Origin of the sequence: Glutamicibacter arilaitensis, assembly GCF_044793945.1 — a bacterium.
Lineage (GTDB): Bacteria > Actinomycetota > Actinomycetes > Actinomycetales > Micrococcaceae > Glutamicibacter > Glutamicibacter arilaitensis_B.
This window is the reverse complement of sequence record NZ_CP084994.1, coordinates 1,571,619-1,589,257: the sequence shown is the minus strand read 5'-3', so window position 1 is coordinate 1,589,257 and position 17,639 is coordinate 1,571,619. Positions and strand designations below refer to the sequence as shown.

Genomic DNA, 17,639 nt, shown 5'->3' with positions numbered 1-17,639 from the left:
GCTGGGTTTTGGTTCCAGGGCTAAGTCTTTAGAACTGGTCTCAGCAGTAGGAACAGCAGTTTTGCCCCGTTTGCGATTACTGAACAACGCCATGAAACACCCGCATAATCATTTGTCACTGAAATCGACCAGATGGCCTTTGTCCAGTATATCGACAGACGTGAAATAGATGCTAAACGGCCTCGGAGCGAGCCATCTTCTGGCTAATCACCGTAGAGACACCGTCCCCGCGCATGGTCACGCCGTAGAGCGCGTCAGCGATTTCCATGGTCTTTTTCTGGTGCGTAATGACAATGAGCTGTGATGCTTCACGGAGTTCCTCGAAGACGGTTATCAGGCGCCCCAGATTCACATCATCAAGTGCAGCCTCGACCTCGTCCATTACATAGAACGGCGACGGACGTGCTTTGAAGATTGCTACCAGCAGTGCCACGGCAGTCAAGGATCGTTCGCCACCGGAGAGCAGGGAGAGCCGCTTGATCTTCTTACCCGCAGGACGAGCTTCAACTTCGATACCGGTGGTAAGCATGTTTTCTGGGTCGGTGAGCACCAGCTGACCCTCTCCCCCAGGGAAAAGACGCTCAAAGATTCGTTTGAACTGCACCGCGGTGTCGTTGTAAGCCTCCGTGAAGACGCGTTCCACGTGTGCATCAACATCCTTGATGATCTGCTGCAGATCACTACGAGACTTCTTCAAATCCTCAAGCTGTCCACTGAGGAATTTGTGCCGCTCTTCAAGTGCCGCAAACTCTTCGAGTGCCAGTGGATTAACTTTGCCGAGGGCAGCGAGGTCCCTCACTGCCTTTTTCAGACGTTTTTCCTGCTCAACTCGGTCAAAGGGTTTAGTCCCAATGAGGTTCCCTTCGTCATCAACATTTTGACGAAGCTCGGCCCATTTGTCGTCGGGGTCCGCTTCTTCCGGAATCAGCTGGTCCGGTCCAAAGTTGGCGATCAAGTGATCCGGGGAGAATCCCAGATCTTCCAAGGACTTGCTCTCTAGCGCTTCAATTCTCATGCGCAGTTCCGCTCGCGCCATTTCGTCGCGGTGCACCGCGTCCGAGAGGCGGGCGAGCTCTGCGGTCAATTGTTCGATTTCCACCCGCTGGCTAGCAAGCAGCTGGTCCAGCTCGCGCTGCTTGCCGGTCAGCTCTTCCCGTTCCTGGGTTGCCAGGCCCACTGAAACCTCGATGAACCGCAAGACGCGTTCGGCAGCTTGTTCTACGCGCAGCGCGTTAGCCGCTTGTGCCCTGCGTTCCTCAGCACGGCGTGCCGCCACTTCACGGTGGGTGCGTTCGGCTGCGGCTGTCCGGCGTAGACCCTCCACGCGCGAACGCAAGGCACTGACACGTTCCTCGCTGCTGCGCAGGGCAAGGCGAGCTTCAAGTTCACGCTGGCGGGCCGAAGAGGCGGCATCTGCCAAGGCTGCTCTTCCGGCATCATCTATGGCACCTTCATCTTGGTCTTCGGAAGCCATCTCCATGCGTTCGGTGATCTCTTCCAAGGATTCTTGCTCGATCTCTAGCTTTTCACGGGTCGCCTGGACCCGCTCGTGCAAGGTGTCCTTATCGGTGCGGGCCGTGCGAAGCTTTTGCCCGAGTTTGGCCAGGTAGCTGGAGATCTCATCGATGCTGGCATCCGACTCGGCCAGCGCTCCTTGTGCATCCTCGTAAGCCAGTTGCGCCTCTGAGAGCACCGGCGCACGGGCTGCCAAACTGGCTTCGCAGTCTTCAAGTTCACGTTGGGCCGTGGCCAGTTCGGAGGCCGTCTGCTCGACCAGAGCCTGTTGGGCAATGAGCGATGCTCCAGCTGAGTCCCCCGCAGAGCTTCGCAACGCGGAGACCGCGGTGCCTTCCAGGGTGGTGAACTGAGCGCGTGGGTCGATCCGCAGAAGCGCTGCGGCTTCGGTGAGATCCTCCACTACGTAGTGGTGGGCAAACAGCGCGTCCAGGAGATTGCCGATCTCTGGTCCCGCAACTACGACGTCCCGGGCGGCAATCGCAGCCGACTTTGGGGCTGGGGTACTTGAATGAGTTGCCGAGGCATGGACAAAGCTCGCATGCGTGGCGCCGTCCGATCCGATTTCTACAAGCAGCTGCAGAGCGGACTCCTGATCCCGGGTGACCAAAGATTCTGCTGATTCGCGGAGGATTGCAGAAATTGCCTGCTCATATCCGGGAGTCACCGAAATAAGCTCGCCGAGGCGACCTAAAATCGCCTCTGGGGCCTGCTTGATATACCTTTCGGAATTATCATCACGCTTGGTGTTGAGCTGCAACGCATCAAGGCGGGCCTTCAGTCCTGAAATCTGGACCGAAAGATCACGTTCCTGCGTGGCCGTCTCCGACTGTGCTTTGGTGAGCAGGAAGTATCCCTTTTCCGTACGGTCGAATTCGTCGTTCAATGCGGATTCCATGGCAAGTCGATGCTCCAGTTCCACCGATAGCTCCGCGTGCGACTTCGCGTCCGCTTCGAGATCCGCGTCAAAGGAACGCAATCCGTCTTCGAGGCGCGCAATCTCTGCACGGGTGACATCGACACGGCTGCGCGCCGAGGCAACTTGGGAGGCCAATCGCGACATGCCTTCGCGGCGATCGGCAGCCGCGCGCAGCAGCGCAGCCATCCGCTGTTGTTCGGCCCGCGATTGCTCCTCAGCCTGCTCTTTGTCCTCAATTGCTTCGGCCAGGATTTCATGCCGGTCTTCCACCGACTCTTCAAGCTCTGCCAGCTCTTCGGCTAAGCGCTCCGCTTGGGATTCCAACCTGTCCGGGTCGCGGCTTGAATCAAAGTGCGTCTGGTTGCCTTCCAACAGCTTCCCGCGTTCACGCGCCAAGGCTGATAGAGATCGGAATCGCTCGGATTGGGTAGTCAATGACACCCATGATTCGTTGATCAGGCCGAACCGTGGCGCCAGTAATTCGACTTCTCCGGTCAGCTTGGCCACATGGCTCTTCACATGTTCCAGTTTTAGGTTGGTTTCTTGCTGACGAGCTTGAATCTTGGTTTCGTCATCAATGTCCTGGGCCAATTTGTTATTCAGCGACACCAGGTCATCGGCAAGAAGCCGAGCTTTGGCATCACGCACATCGAGTTGCACACTTTGTGCTCGGCGTGCGATTTTTGCTTGACGTCCCAGGGGTGCTAGTTGCCGGCGCACCTCGGAATTCAAATCCTCCAGGCGGTCCAAATTGCCTTGCATCCCTTGAAGCTTGCGAAGGGTCTTTTCCTTGCGCCTGCGGTGCTTGAGCACACCCGCGGCTTCTTCGATGAAACCGCGGCGGTCTTCTGCCGTGGCGTGCAAAATTCTATCCAACTGGCCCTGACCAACAATGACGTGCATTTCGCGGCCCAGGCCGGAATCAGAAAGCAGTTCTTGGATGTCTAGAAGCCTGCAGGAAGATCCGTTAATGGCATATTCAGATCCGCCGGCGCGAAAGAGAGTTCGCGAGATGGTAACTTCGGAGTAATCGATGGGAAGCTTGCCGTCAGCATTATCAATGGTCAGCGACACATGGGCACGGCCCAATGGTGCACGTCCCGAGGTGCCAGCAAAGATGACATCTTCCATCTTGCCGCCGCGCAAGGTCTTGGCCCCTTGCTCCCCCATCACCCAGGCAAGCGCATCCACGACGTTCGACTTTCCTGAACCGTTCGGGCCTACGACAGCGGTCACACCAGGCTCGAATTCAAAGGTGGTCGCCGAAGCAAAAGACTTGAATCCGCGAACGGTGAGAGTCTTCAGATGCACGGCGTAAAGTTCCTATGTTCGGTCTAGTGTCGATATGGTTGGTCTAGGGAAAGCTACCCAATTCCTGCTCGTAATTCTAGCGAAGCGATGCCACGATTGGGTGACTCCCGCTCGCAATCACGAGAACGAATAATGAGGGATTGGTCTAACCATGAGCGTTTTAGCCCAGATTGAGCAGTGGCCTGTAGATAACGCGGTATCTGTAATCGTCAACGGGGACGGCGCGATAGTGGCCACGCATGGAGATACAAGTCGTGTTTACCCGCTAGCCTCCGTGACCAAACTGTTGAGCACTTATGCGTTCCTCATTGCCCTTGAAGAAGAAGCAATCACGTTGGAAGATCCAGCGGGCCCGGATGGCTCAACGGTGCACCATCTTCTTGCGCATACAGCTGGATTTGACTTTGACTCGAAAACCATCCGTTACGCGGTAGGAACTAAGCGAGGATATTCAAACGCCGGTTTTGAAGTTCTGGCCGAACATCTTGAAAAAGATACCGGTATGAGCTTCTCTGAATATGCGCAAGAAGCCGTCTTCACGCCACTGGGAATGAGCAACACGGAAATCGACGGCAGTTGTGCCAAGGACGGTAAATCGACCGCGTCAGATCTTGCGTTGTTCGCAGCGGAATTGCTCAATCCAACGTTGCTGGCTCCACAAACCTTGGCTGATGCAACCAGCATTCATTTCGAAAATCTGGCAGGCATACTGCCCGGCTACGGGAGGCAGAACCCGAATGACTGGGGACTAGGCTTCGAAATCCGCTCCACCAAAAGTCCGCATTGGACTGGCCCTAGCCATCCGGCGACGACTTTTGGCCATTTCGGTCAATCAGGCACTTTCCTCTGGGTAGATCCCGAAAATCGGCTCGCCTGCGTGACTTTGACGGATAAACCATTCGGGCCGTGGGCTGTAGAAGCTTGGGCGCAGTTCAATGAAAAAATACAAAACGAGTTTACGCAGTAATTCGCGAAGAAGTCATCGGCGCCGCCGAGGTCGCGGCTGACATATGGGACAGCTATACGAGGAGCGCCCCATGAAAGGGTCTCGGCGGATGACCGATTCTCGTCCATCTCCGGCGCAACGCATGCATGCTTTGCCCTCACGTCCATAGGCATTCAGGGAACGCGCGAAGTAACCACTGGCCCCGTTGACGTTGACATACAGGGAATCAAAGCTGGTTCCCCCTGCTTCGAGAGCGCGTGACATCACGTCAACAAGTGCCGCATCCAAGCGCTCAACTTCTGGGCGTCGAATTGTCGCAGTATTACGCAGACCTGATAGTCCTGCTTGCCATAACGCCTCGTCAGCGTAAATGTTGCCAACACCGGAGATAACCCCCTGATCCAGAATTGCTCGCTTAAGATCAGTGGTCCGTTTACGAAGTGATTGATAGAGACGCTCATGATCTCTATACGGGTCCAAGACGTCACGTGCTATATGTGCGGCGGCCTGTGCAATATACGGTTTATTGCTACCTGACCCTCCTGGGTGCCCATCTGTGGTCGGCACCAGCGGGGACAAAAACATTCCGCCGAAAATTCGTTGGTCAACAAAGCGTAGTTCGGATGGTGCATCGAACCGCTCGCTGAGCGTCAAGCGAACCTTCAGATGTTTTTCATCCGGCGCGTCGGGCTCTTCGACCAGAAGCTGGCCGCTCATCCCAAGATGCGCCACTAAAGCCGCGGGTTCTGAAAGACCTTCGAGATCCATCCAGAGGAATTTCCCCCGGCGTACGACCGAAGACAATGTGCAGCCGGTAAGAGTTTCCTCGAAATCGCGTACGCCGTCGGCATGACGCCGAACGGACCGTGGATCAAGGACTTGGGTTGACTCAATTAATCTAGCGCGAACCCATTTATCTAATCCTTCACGGACAACTTCTACTTCTGGCAGCTCTGGCATACCTACGTCTCATCGTTTCGGAAGATCTTCACCAGGGTGAAGTATATTCCAAGTGTTTCGTGCGGCCTCCTGCTCGGCTTCCTTTTTCGAAGGACCGGCGCCTTTGCCATAGGTTTTATTGCCAATGAGCAGCTCCGCTTCGTAAGTGCGAGCATGATCAGGGCCGGATCCCGTTACCGCATAGCGCATCTCACCGTTTTTGGCGGCGGCCACTTCTTCTTGGATGACAGTTTTCCAGTCTGTGGCAGCCCCGAGGAGTTGCGGGTCAGACAGCAGGGGGCCGACAAGCCGCATCACCATGGCACGCGCTTCATCCATGCCGTGCACCAGGTAGACGGCACCAATAAGCGCCTCAACTGTGTCGGCGAGAATGGAAGATTTGTTGGCGCCGTTGGACTGGCTTTCGCCACGACCCAAGAGAATGTGCTGGCCAAGTTCGAGTCCTCGGGCAATATCAGCCAAGGCACGGGTACTGACTACTGCGGCACGGAGCTTTGCTAAATCCCCTTCAGGGAGATCAGGAGAGGTCTTGTAGAGGTGCTCGGCAACGCTAAAGCCCAATATTGAGTCACCCAGGAATTCAAGGCGCTCATTCGTGGGAATGCCACCGTTTTCGTATGAGTACGAACGGTGGGTCAACGAAAGATGAAGCGTCTCGGAATCTATGTCGATTCCGAGACGCTTCAAAAGTTCTTCTTTAGAAGACATGTCTTAGACGTCTGCGACCTTGCGACCCTTGTATTCAAGGAACAACTCGGTACCTGCTGAGTCAGTGACAACCTTTGCCTGGTGAGGCAGGCTGTAGGTTACGCGACCGTTTTCAACGGTCTTCACCAAGCTCGGTGCGGTAGCCTTCCACTGTGAACGGCGGGCACGAGTATTCGCACGGGACATCTTCCGCTTTGGAACAGCCACGACTACTTCTCTTCTCTCTCGTCTGACGTTTTATCTGTTGCCACATCTTCTGTGGCGGCCTCGGACAACTGCGCAAGCGCTGCCCAACGAGGATCTACTACCTCGTGGTGGTGCTCAGGTTCATCGTTGAGGCTCACTCCGCATTCATTGCAGAGACCCAAACAATTACCCCGGCATACCGGCTGGAATGGTAGGGCGGTACCCACTGCATTCCGCAATACCGGATCGATGTCAATGTAGTCACCGACAACCCAATACTGATCTACATCATCATCTTCTTCGAATTCATCGCTCTCTTCGTAATAGAAGAGTTCCTGAATATCAGCCCCGTAGTTGAACCCGATAGGCGCTAAGCACCGTCCACATTCGCCAGCGATTTCCACCGTGGCAATGCCGGATACCAAAATGCCCTCGTGTACAGCTTCGAGGCGAAGATCTAAGGAAATCTCAGATCCTCCACGAATACCAATGAGTGCGTTACCCACATCAGCGGGTGCCGGAACCTGTTCATTAAGAGTCTTCATGGAACCTGGCGCTCGGCCAAGATCCATGGCTGATATAACCAATGGCGAGTTGCGATCGAGTGCACTGTGTGGCGATCGATCAGAACGCTTATCGCTAATGATGACTCCTATAAAAACATAGTCCGACATTTCATCTTAGCTTGTTTGAAGCTCAGTTCCCAAACCGGGAACGCTTCAAACGGCAATGAATCAATGTTGCACTAGACACACAATATCGCAACATGCCTTCGTATCGAGACAAGACGGTGCTCTTTTGCTTGATTTATCACCAGCGTGTTCCTGATCTTCACCCGAATTGAAAATATTCAGCCATTTGGCCTGTCCAGCAATTGCCAAAATAATCCCTTGCATAGAATGGTCCATGAGTTTCTGAGGTTCATGAGAGGGATAAATGCGCGCGTTTCCAGTTTTGGCCGGTGCAGCTAGATTTGCCAAGATGCATTTGGACGCCCGGCAACAACGTGGCTACATTAGTCGGAACGCTCGGCAGTTATTCCATCAGCCCACCGGAGAGCATCGATACCAAGTTGCACTGTACTTTACAGACGCGATGGTCAATGCTTATCAGATTCGCCAGTGGTACGAACCGTTGAAGAAGCTGTCCGATTCTGTCCCTGTCGTGGTGATTACACGCAGTGCGGATACCGCTTTGGCTTTGTCTGAAGAATGCCCGCTACCGGTATATCTAGCTCCAACCATTGGCGATATCGAAGCCTTAGTCGATGCTCAAAATCTAAGCGTGGTGTTCTACGTTAATCAGAACATCCGTAATTTCCAGATGATCCGATTCAACGAGCTCAACCACGTATTTATCTGCCATGGAGAAAGCGAAAAGGCCTATATGTGGTCTAACCAGCTCAAGGCCTATGACTACGTTTTCAGTGCAGGACAGGCCGCGCGCGACCGTTTAGCGCTGAACTTGCGTAATTACGATGTCGAACAGCGAACCCGATTGGTAGGTCGGCCACAGATTGACGCGGATTATCTTGCACCTTACGCATTGAACAGTTCGCTGCCCACGGTGCTCTATGCACCCACCTGGGAAGGAGACCGACCTTCAATGAACTATGGATCGGTATCAAGCCACGGTGTCCAGGTAATCAATTCGTTGATCAATGACGGTGGCTTTAACATAATCTTCCGCCCGCATCCCCGGTCCGGAGTCAACGTCGAACAATACGGTGCGGACGTCGCGAGGATCCGAGAGAAACTCTCTTCCGAGAATCCGAAATCAGCTGGACGGTTGCTCTTTGACGACACCGCGCATTGGGGCTGGCAATGGCATAAGGCAGACGCCTGCATCACAGATATCTCGGCTGTTGCTTACGATTTCTTTGCTACTGGCAAACCAATATTCATCACCACGCCCGTGTCTTCTCAAGCTGTCGTGGCTGACTCCCCTGCATTAGAGCAGCTACCGAGCCTAAGCTCAGTTCAAGCCCCGTACACTGCAGATCTAGTCCGCCAAGCGCTAGATACCAAGGACGCCGGACGTGATGCCCTTATTGAGGAGTACTTCGGGGACATCACGCCTGGCGCGAGTATGGATCGGTTCCTGGGCGAATCGCTTGCCCTGCTTGACTCCTAGCCCAAGCGGGAACCAGTTGGCACCCGTTTGTTCACCAGAGATTCGAATTGCTCTAGCGCCTGCACTTGATAGCTTTCGGCATCAAACTCAAACTCGGCTTTGAATCCATTGAGATGGCGTTCCATGCCTTCGGCCAACCCCTCGACGGAGTTTTCGACAAGTAAACCGAAGCCGCCCGTCAACACACTGCGCGAACCAACGACGTCCGTGGAGATGGCAGGCAGGCCCAGCATCATCGCTTCGATCATTGCAAGTCCTTGTCCTTCATAGTCTGAGGAGAAGACGAAACAATCGGCAGATTTCAAGGTCGGGAATGGGTTGGCTAGCAAGCCGGTGATCACCACCTTGCCGTCTAGACCAAGTTCGACTATCTGATCTTCCAGGCTCATACGCAACGGACCGTCGCCGATGAGCAGCAAACGAGTATTCGCATGGGCTGCATGCACACGAGCAAATGCGTGCAATAGCTTAGACTGTCCCTTTTCGGGAGAAAGACGTGCCATATTCGCGAAAACTGTAAGGCCGTCACCGCTGAATTCGTGTACTGGTTCAGACAGTTCGGACCATTCTGAAGGTTTGCGCAGATCCAATAAGTTTTCCGACACTGTGAATTTTGATTCGTCGATTCCGAATTGTTCGCCTAGTTGCTGTCGATTGATCTGCCCAACGCTTTCGGTCACCGACACCAGCGAGTCAAAGTGGCCGTAGGTAGCAAACAAGCCTGGCATGGTACCGAAGCGCAGCAGCCATTCGCCCACCATGTCGTTGTGAAGATAGATGCTCGTGTTAGTTGCGTGGCTGTGCCCAGCGGCGAAGAGAGCTGCCCAGAACCGTGAATACCCTTCAAAATTGATGGCCATATCAAATCGAGCGGAACCGAAGCTGCGGTTCATTTCCCGGGCCATGGTGCCCAAATGTATATTTTCTGCCTCAGTCGAGCTGAAACCACGTTGCGCGTGGAAAGAATCTGATACCCAGCGTTCTTCAGCTGACATCGCGGTGGCGCCGGCCCGAGGCAGTATCTTCACATGATCTGGCAATGAATTGAGGATCGCCATTGCAGCTGGGTCAGCACCCGTGGCGTTCATATCCACTGCCACCGCAACTAGATATTCGCTGGGATCCAATGAGCCAATCAGGTTCACAAAGGCGGTTGCGATTCCGTTCGGTTTGAATGGGCCTTGGTAGAAGAGCAATTTGGTACGGGTGTCGACCTCTGGGGCGAGAACATGCTTGTCGTCGCCACAGAAGAAAAATTCAATGACCCGTGCGCTGGCGTTTCCATCTTCCAACGGAGCAAACTGTTCAAGGTTTTCCGCGAAGTTTGGGTGGGCAGCTCCTGCTGGCGCCTCAAGCGCTTGGTGCAGACTGTGGACCAAATCCTCAATGTTGTCGCTGACTTCGCCGGGCCAGCTCTCGCGCTCAAAGTACAGACCGCGTTCGGCATCATAGGCTTCAAAGTCCGGGGTATAGAAGAGCACAGGCTTTCGCGCCGGGAGGAAGTCGTAGTAAATCGATGAATAGTCCGTGATCAGCACGTCGACAACGGCTAGCAGTTCGTTAGTATCGATTGATGAGGGGACTATGGTTGCGTCCAATTGCGCGTCGCCGATGAGCTGTTCCGCGAAGCGGTGTGCACGGAACAGCATCTGGTGATTGCCTCGAGCCATTTTGGCGAGGTCCGTCACCAATGAGTTCACATCGTAGCTACGGTCATTGAGCTGCCCTCGCCAGGTGGGAGCAAAGAGGACGATTGGTTCTTGGCTCTGCGGATCAATCCGAAGTTCAGTCAGAATCTCTGCGCGGCGCTGTTGGGTGAGGCTCAGCATCGAGTCGACTCTAGGGCTGCCGGTCAATGCCACGTTAGCTGGAAACAGCCCATCAAGGTCGTGATCCTGCGACAGCGTCTTCAGTGTGTGCTGATTCGGCACCATCAGATGAGTGGTGTGCAGGAAGTTGCGCTGCACATTTCTATGCTCACCGATTGCACCCTTGACGAGCTTTCCCATAAATTTTAGCGGCGTTCCATGCCAGGTGTTGAGAACTTGCTGTCCCTCACGCCTTGAGTAGTATGCCGGGAATGTAGCGTTATTCACCAGGTACTTGGCGGTTCCCAGCAACCGGATATAGGAGTCCGAGTGCTGTTTGATAATGGCTACTTCTGGATGCTCGGAAAGCTGCGCGGGGACCTCGTTGTGGTCGTTATAAACCCATGCGTAACGGAACCCATCAAAACGCTCGTCTTGGCGCATGGCACGGTAAATAGCCAGAGGATGGCAATGTACGTTTTTTCCATGAGACGATTCGAAAAGGACGAGCTTCTCATCCATCGGCATTTGTTCACTCGCATGAATGAACAACGCGCCTCGGTGCCGCCCGACGCCCTTGAGCGTTGTCCCAATACCTGCCACCGAGATTTCGGTGAAGAGCAGCATATTTTCAAAGTAATCGCAGGCAGCTTGCGGTTCACCGATATTGGTTAGTGCTTGTCCCGCACGAGCCTGCCACGTCCGTTGGGTCGTCGAGGTATGCCATAACGCGTCGCGATATGCTTCGGCGGCGTCATGCCACTGCCCACGCTGTTCGGCCGTTTGCGCCCGATCTATATGGTGGGCAGCGCGTGGGCCGGCTACAGCTGGAACCTTCAGTGGTTGGCTAAGGTATCCCCAGGCGCTAGCCGCCCGAAGATAAACCCTTGCTGCCTGCTCATAGTCATTCATCCGGTGTAACGCGTGTGCATAACGGTAGAGAGCCACCGGCTCCTCCACGCGGCTTTGCTCCGGTAACAATTCGACGAAGGTCGAGTATGTTTCCGCGGCACTCGCAAAATTACCGGCGCGAGCATAAACCCGCGCTTGCGCATAAGCGGACAACACCTGTTCATCTACAGTTGTGGCGGCTACACGGGCTTCCCCGAAGTATCTCGCTGCAACTTCTAGATTAAATAGTTTGCTGTTCACTTCCCCTGCCCGATAGTTCAACGCCTGCCTGGTTCCAGGCTTCCCGGTGTCGGCCAACGCATCTCGATAGGACTCTGCAGCCCGGTTCCAGTCGTTGGCACGTTCGTGCATGCGTCCGACACCCAGATTCACTGTTGATTCGTCGGTGCTGGTGAGCACTGCTTGAGCATCGGCATGCTGGGCATTCATATTTTCGCCAAGCTCTTCGTAGGCACGAGCAAGCCCATACCAGGCCTTGGAATACTCCGGATCAAGTAGCGTCGCCTTCAGGAAGTAGTCTCGGGCAATTTCGAATCGGGCCATGAATTGTGCGGCCTGGCCCGTGAGCAGCATCCACTGAGCGTCTAGTTCGTGGACTGGTGCATATGCCAGGCGTACTTCGACTTCACGCCACCGCTGTCCTGTTTGAAGCAGATGATCTGCCAAGGACGCCGAGCTTGACGGCTCGGAGGGAAATCTAGCTACGAGATTCTCTAAAATTGAGCCCGCAAGTTCCTTTTTGCGGGCAGCCACCGCGCACTTGGCGAATCGGGAATGCCACCTAATATTCTGAGGTTGCCCTGCGCAGGCCGCCGCAAACAGTTCAAGGGCCCGGTCAAATTTTTTCATCCGCTGCATGTTCAAGGCCAGTGCCTGGATCCAACCAAAGCGGTGTGGTTGGTGGGCGATTGCCGATTCCATGTTGCCCATCGCCAAGGAATACTTCTTCATCTTGAACTGGCAGAATCCAAGCCGGAAACGAATTTCATCAGATTTAAGTAGCTTTGTTGCCAACGCCCGTTCATAGAAAATTGCGGCAATTCGAAATTTGCCACGACGCTCGATACGACGTCCAATTCCTAGGACGACTCGGGTACTAAATCTGTTCACAATGTTCCTTTAACCATCGGCCAGTGCTGAATCACGCTGGCCTTCCATCGGTGGCTAGCGAGCTACCTGATGATTCTTCCCTACTTACCGGGACAATTATCTATATTTCGTCCGTGTTGGCTGCCATCGGAGGTGAAGCCCGGCATCGATTTATCGATGCCGGGCTTCACTGACTTACGATCAATCTCGTGGGAAGAAGCGTTCAACTACGCGCTTTGAGGCTGATCCGTCGTCGTGTGGGGCGAAGCGGGAAATAAAACTATCACGGTCCACTCCCCCAATGTCTTCGCCCTCCAGGGCACGTTGCACAGTGTTCCAAAGCTCCGATTCAGTCTCAACTATCGGACCCGGCATTTCGTTCTGGTAGTCCAGATAGAAACCACGTAGGTTATCTCGATAATTTTCCAAGTCATAGGCGTAGAAAACGATCGGTCGACGTAGCAGGGAATAGTCAAAGAACACCGAAGAGTAGTCGGTGATCAATACGTCTGTCGCCAGGTAAAGCTCCTGAATATCCGCAAAGCCGGAGACATCCATGACTCGGGCCTGTAGCTCTTCCGGAATCGTGATCGCATTGGAAACAAGCACGTGCATCCGTAGCAACAACACAGTGTCCGCACCGAAACGGCGGTCAAATTCCTCTAGGTCCAGAGGAAGCTCGAATCGGAATCGACCGCGGCCTGTGCCGGCATCATCACGGAATGTCGGTGCGTAAAGGATGGTTCGAACGTCGGGTGCGAGACCGAGCCCTTCACGAATCTTCGCTTCTCTGATCGGCGCGTCGGCAGACATTAGAATATCGTTGCGTGGATATCCAAGTTCGGCGGCGATACCGGAGAACGAATACGCCGATCTCATGATGTCGGTGGCGTACCTCGACGGTGAAATGAGGTGAGACCACTGGTTGGTCGCATTGAGTACGCGCTGAACGTACCCTTCATCGCGGCCATGGATTTCCTCGATGTCCAATGCCATATGCTTCAGCGGCGTTCCATGCCAGGTCTGCAAGAAGATGCCGTCCTTGCGCCGACGCAGGTAATGCGGGAAACTCTGGTTACTTACCCAGTATTTTGCCCGTGCCAAGTACCAGAAGTACTCGGGAGACAGCCGTTTTATGGTAATTGTGTTGGCGTCAGTGAAGCGATGCGCGCCCGAATAGATCCACACCTTTTTACGAGTATCGCCGCTACGAACCAACTCTTCATAGATGTATCTAGGCGAGTCCCCGTATTGCTTGCCAAGTCCTGACTCGAAAACAATCAGGTTTTCGTCGGCCGGTGTGCGAGAAATGCTCTTGAAAAGTGCACGCATCACCGAGAAGTAACGCTTGTCTTTTCGGAAACGACGCATGAGCTTCTCTGGCAGTTCTGCCTTCCACCCGTCTTGCGAACGGCGGCGCAAGGTGGCCTGCTCGATTTCAGAGGCAACGCGCTGAGAGTTGTGCTGGTCCCGGTTGGTCATAAAGGCATCTGCACGCAGCACGTATTCAGCTTCCATCCTCTTGCCTCGAACCATCGTTTCCGAAAGATCCCGCAAGAGGGTCGCACTATCGAACGCAATTCGCCCCGGCAGCTCCGCGTCCAAATCAAGATGGGAACCTTTTTTGCCCAGGAAGCGAGCGCGATCAAATTGGAAGTAATGCACCGGTTTGTGCAGGAAGCTGAAGTCAAAAGCAACTGAGGAATAGTCGGTAACCATCACCGCGGCGGATTTGATCAATTCCTGAACGTCGACTTCGCCCTGCACGATCAGCCGAGCAGGAGTATCTCTGAAATGCTCACGGAAGTGCTGCATATTTGGGTGGAGGCTAAAGACAATCTCTAGTGATTGCTCGGCAGCCAGGGCGGCGAGTTCCGGGGAGGAGATCAGATCTTTCCACTGTTGCAAGTACTCTGATTCGAGGAATACGTCTTCGCTCTGCAGCCAATCACGCCAGGTAGGAATGATCAGAAGCATGTTTTCGTTGGTTGGTGTGTCTTCCGCCAGCAGGGAGTCGAATCTCGACAGTCCTGTAACTTTGACATCTTCCGACGAATACAAGAAGTCAGAGACGATGTACTGCTTTTCGCGTTCTGAGGACACCATGAACAAGTCCGTGGTGAACCCTGGAGAATTCTTACCATAATTGGGCACCATCCATTTCGTGCCCATAACCCCGTGTTGGAGGAAGACTCGGGTAGCGCGGGTACGTGAGGAAAAACTTTGATGGCGGGTGGGGTAGAGGTAATCGGCATGGTGGGTACCCACGAATCGAGATGCTCGGATAGCTAACTCGAAGTGTTCTTTGCTTCCATGGAAAATAACATGATCCATGGAGTCAAAGTTCCGTAAATCTGGGGCGTTTTCGTCAATGACATAGTAAGCATCGATATCTTTGCGTTCGGCACGCAAATAACGGAACAGATGCAACCCATTGTCTTGAGCTTTGTAGGCCAACTCGCCGATAATCCAAATGGGCTTGCGGCCCTCTTCAAGGATTGGGAAATGCCGCGCCTTGGAATTCGTCAGAACCGCGAAGGCTTCCTTTTCGAAGACTTCAAGAGTCAATGACGTAGATTTTGCCTTGAAGGTGAAATATGGCGAGATCGCCAGTGTTTGGTTCCCCTTCTGGACCGCACCTGCGTGGGTGGTTGAACGAACCACGAAGGGGGTTCTAGTAACTCGGATTCGACGTGGTTCTTCGCTTCCCTCGAGCCCGACCATCAAGTAGACATCGTAATTGTCGCCCCGGTCGATCAACGACCAATCTTGTTTGGCAAAGTCCACAGCGGCTTTCCACGTGTACGTTGCTTTACCAAACCGACGGTCAGCAAGTGCGTCATCCAACGTCAGTTCAACGGGCGACTCGAAAATTTCCTGAGAACGACGCCCTACGATGTGCAACAATGCCCCGGTCAAGCGATCAGTTTGCGTGTCAAGAATTCCAGCGAGGCTGAAGACTCCTTCTTGCACTTGAGTTTTATCTGTTCGAATACGGTAAGAGTGCGAAACGTCGCGATTCAGCCCAATGGAAATCTCAGCTCGCTTGTTCACGTAAACACCGGTACTGCGTTCACCTGCCCGGTAGCGGCCTGCACCGCGTAGTTCAGTCTTTTCGAACCTTCCCATGATTCGATGCGCGATCACCGGGCGCTCAAGGACGAGGGATTCCTCGGCAACGAGGTCCTTAACTTCATTGCGGCGCATGAGTTCGCCATTGGGTTCGATCTGTATCCAGGCGATCCCGCTTGGCAACTGTTCAAAGTAGCAGTTGAAACTGAATGCCAAACGTACTGTGCCTGCGGGGAGCCCTTCATCGTCTACTTCAGATTCTTCGGCTTTCGCACCGTCGTCATCTTCCGGTGCTGTGTTCTCTTCGACTTCTAACTTTTCCGCACGGTAGTCTTCCCACTCGTCAAGCAGGGCCCCAAGCTCGATCTTTGCACTAGCGCTGGTACGTTCAGTTCCTGGGTGCTCAACGTTTACAGTAGGTGCGCCAAACACAATATTTCGACCATGCAACACCGAGACGCCAAAAGGCGAGTAGTTCAGTTCCGCATCTAGGCTTAGTACGCCGTCGCGTGACTCAAGACTTAGGCTGTGATGGCCTGCGTAGTAGCGGTATGACTTCCTTTTCAGTCGCTGGCCACGTAGATCGCTGACTAGCGACTGGACCAGCATTTGTGCGGAAAGCTTCTTTAGAACCACTGACGATATTCCTTAAAATTGTGCGTCACTAATTTTCAGATCTTGGCGGTGTAGCCAAAACCTACTTTTCAAATGAAGACCTATACGGGAAAAGGACTTCAAGCAGTAGTTTGACCACGCGCGCTCGTTGGTGCGTATCTGTCGACTGCCGAACTTCGTTCAAACAGAACATATGCGGCGGGTTACGTCGAGAGAGTCGAAGCGCCTGCAGCGAAAGACTAGGACTACCTATATCTAAGTAAGCGTAGTCGAATTCTGTGGGATAACCCTGACCAGTCCGTGCGGCTAGCTGGTGTGCAAGGGATGATGGAAGAGAAACATCCGCGGGGTTGCGAAATTTGTTCATCGCAGTAGCGGTCAGTTTTTCTTTGTATTTTTCATGGGCTAGACGGTGAACGTTGAGCCGCTGCGGGTGAGCGACGTGTTTAAATTTACGCGAGGTCGTACGTCCATAGGACGAAACCACAAGTTCACGGTTGTTTGCTGCAGCTACATTCACCGGAAGTTCTGTTTCCGCGGCATCCGCAAAATGCCCCTGGGAGAGGGAGAACTTAGCTTGTCCTGTTGGCCCGAAGAAGGTGTTGGGAGAAAGCGGCTTTCCAAAAAACACATCATCATTGACATAAATAAAATGCTCGCTGAGCCCCGGGATGAAGGACAGACGTGATTCGATGGCATGTGAGTTGAACGTGGGAAGGCACTGTGGATCAAAGATCTCTGCATGGTCAACAATGGTGAGTTTGGGGTGTTCTGCAACAAGCCACTCAGGCACATGCCCCTCGGTCACCAAAAATATGTTGTTGATCCATGGAAGATTTAGTTCCAGAGAACGAAGTGAATACCGGAGTTCGTCATGCGAAACGAATCGGCCTAAATCGGCAGCGCTGGATTCGAGTTCACTGTTTTCATCCACTAATGCTTGTCGGTAATTAGCAAGCCAGTTCGGATCTTCAGCATTAACCCACGTGTAGACCACATCAATTGGGCCCACAAAGTCCAAGGCATCGTGTTTAGGATCTATCTCTCCCGGAAAGACATTCCATCTTGCTCCGGTCCCCTGGGACCGAGCATCAAGTTGTGAGAGTCCCGCGGACCAACTTGTGGACGCGGCATACGAGCCAGTCTCAGCTATTCGGTAGAAGGACATCCCTGATAATAGAAGCTCCGCTTCCAATAGATCCCAAGATTCTTGGTTCGTGACGTAAGTAGCGGAATACTCATCCCAAGAGTAATTCAAGCCAAGCCGATCGGCGACAGCAATGACAGCTTTTTCATTCTCCAAACGAATCCGGGCTACTGAAGCTAGTGGCGGCAAATTCGCCGATTGCTTTGCTGCAAGGAGCTTTTGCAGAAGTGTCGCTGGCACGGTACTTCCTAATTTGCCACGCCATCCAGCGAAATCCACGACATCTCCCGATTCTTGCTCAACATAGAATTACCTACC

At 53.7% G+C, this 17,639-nt stretch carries 10 protein-coding genes; 2 read left to right on the top strand and 8 right to left on the bottom strand.

The features are described from left to right. Positions 1-172 precede the first annotated feature (172 nt). Positions 173-3,745 (bottom strand): chromosome segregation protein SMC, encoded by a 3,573-nt coding sequence (smc, locus tag LG294_RS07285; protein WP_404290925.1) that lies wholly within the window; start codon positions 3,743-3,745, stop codon positions 173-175. 151 nt (positions 3,746-3,896) lie between these two features. Between smc and LG294_RS07280 the strand changes: the two genes are divergently transcribed. Further along, a complete protein-coding gene (locus LG294_RS07280; RefSeq protein WP_404290923.1) occupies positions 3,897-4,712 on the top strand; it encodes a serine hydrolase domain-containing protein in 816 nt (271 codons plus the stop codon). Positions 4,713-4,724: 12 nt separating this feature from the next. Here the strand turns inward: LG294_RS07280 and mutM are convergent, their stop codons facing one another. From mutM to LG294_RS07260, 4 genes are read right to left on the bottom strand one after another with little or no spacing between them, the layout of a single operon-like run. After that, complete coding sequence (mutM, locus tag LG294_RS07275) at positions 4,725-5,651, bottom strand: bifunctional DNA-formamidopyrimidine glycosylase/DNA-(apurinic or apyrimidinic site) lyase (RefSeq protein WP_404290921.1); 927 nt, start codon at positions 5,649-5,651, stop codon at positions 4,725-4,727. Positions 5,652-5,660: 9 nt separating this feature from the next. Further along, positions 5,661-6,359, bottom strand: coding sequence for a ribonuclease III (rnc, locus tag LG294_RS07270; protein WP_404290919.1), 699 nt, complete (start codon positions 6,357-6,359; stop codon positions 5,661-5,663). Positions 6,360-6,362: 3 nt separating this feature from the next. Further along, a complete protein-coding gene (rpmF, locus tag LG294_RS07265; protein WP_060701450.1) occupies positions 6,363-6,566 on the bottom strand; it encodes a 50S ribosomal protein L32 in 204 nt (67 codons plus the stop codon). 2 nt (positions 6,567-6,568) lie between these two features. Continuing rightward, the gene (locus LG294_RS07260) at positions 6,569-7,090 is read right to left on the bottom strand and encodes a YceD family protein (RefSeq protein ID WP_404290916.1); all 522 of its coding nucleotides are present in this window, start codon (positions 7,088-7,090) and stop codon (positions 6,569-6,571) included. A 391-nt stretch (positions 7,091-7,481) separates the two neighbouring features. Between LG294_RS07260 and LG294_RS07255 the strand changes: the two genes are divergently transcribed. Further along, on the top strand, positions 7,482-8,678 hold the full coding sequence (locus LG294_RS07255; RefSeq protein ID WP_404290914.1) for a CDP-glycerol glycerophosphotransferase family protein: 1,197 nt from the start codon (positions 7,482-7,484) through the stop codon (positions 8,676-8,678). Here LG294_RS07255 and LG294_RS07250 read toward each other — a convergent pair. The 3 genes from LG294_RS07250 to LG294_RS07240 all read right to left on the bottom strand — a co-directional run bounded on the left by LG294_RS07250 (position 8,675) and on the right by LG294_RS07240 (position 17,561). Continuing rightward, entirely contained in the window at positions 8,675-12,508 is a 3,834-nt protein-coding gene (locus tag LG294_RS07250; protein ID WP_404290912.1) for a CDP-glycerol glycerophosphotransferase family protein, read from the bottom strand. The two genes, LG294_RS07255 and LG294_RS07250, sit on opposite strands and share 4 nt — an antisense overlap. A gap of 180 nt (positions 12,509-12,688) precedes the next feature. Then, entirely contained in the window at positions 12,689-16,195 is a 3,507-nt protein-coding gene (locus LG294_RS07245) for a CDP-glycerol glycerophosphotransferase family protein (protein WP_404290910.1), read from the bottom strand. A 61-nt stretch (positions 16,196-16,256) separates the two neighbouring features. Continuing rightward, a complete protein-coding gene (locus LG294_RS07240; protein ID WP_404290908.1) occupies positions 16,257-17,561 on the bottom strand; it encodes a stealth conserved region 3 domain-containing protein in 1,305 nt (434 codons plus the stop codon). Positions 17,562-17,639: the final 78 nt, after the last annotated feature.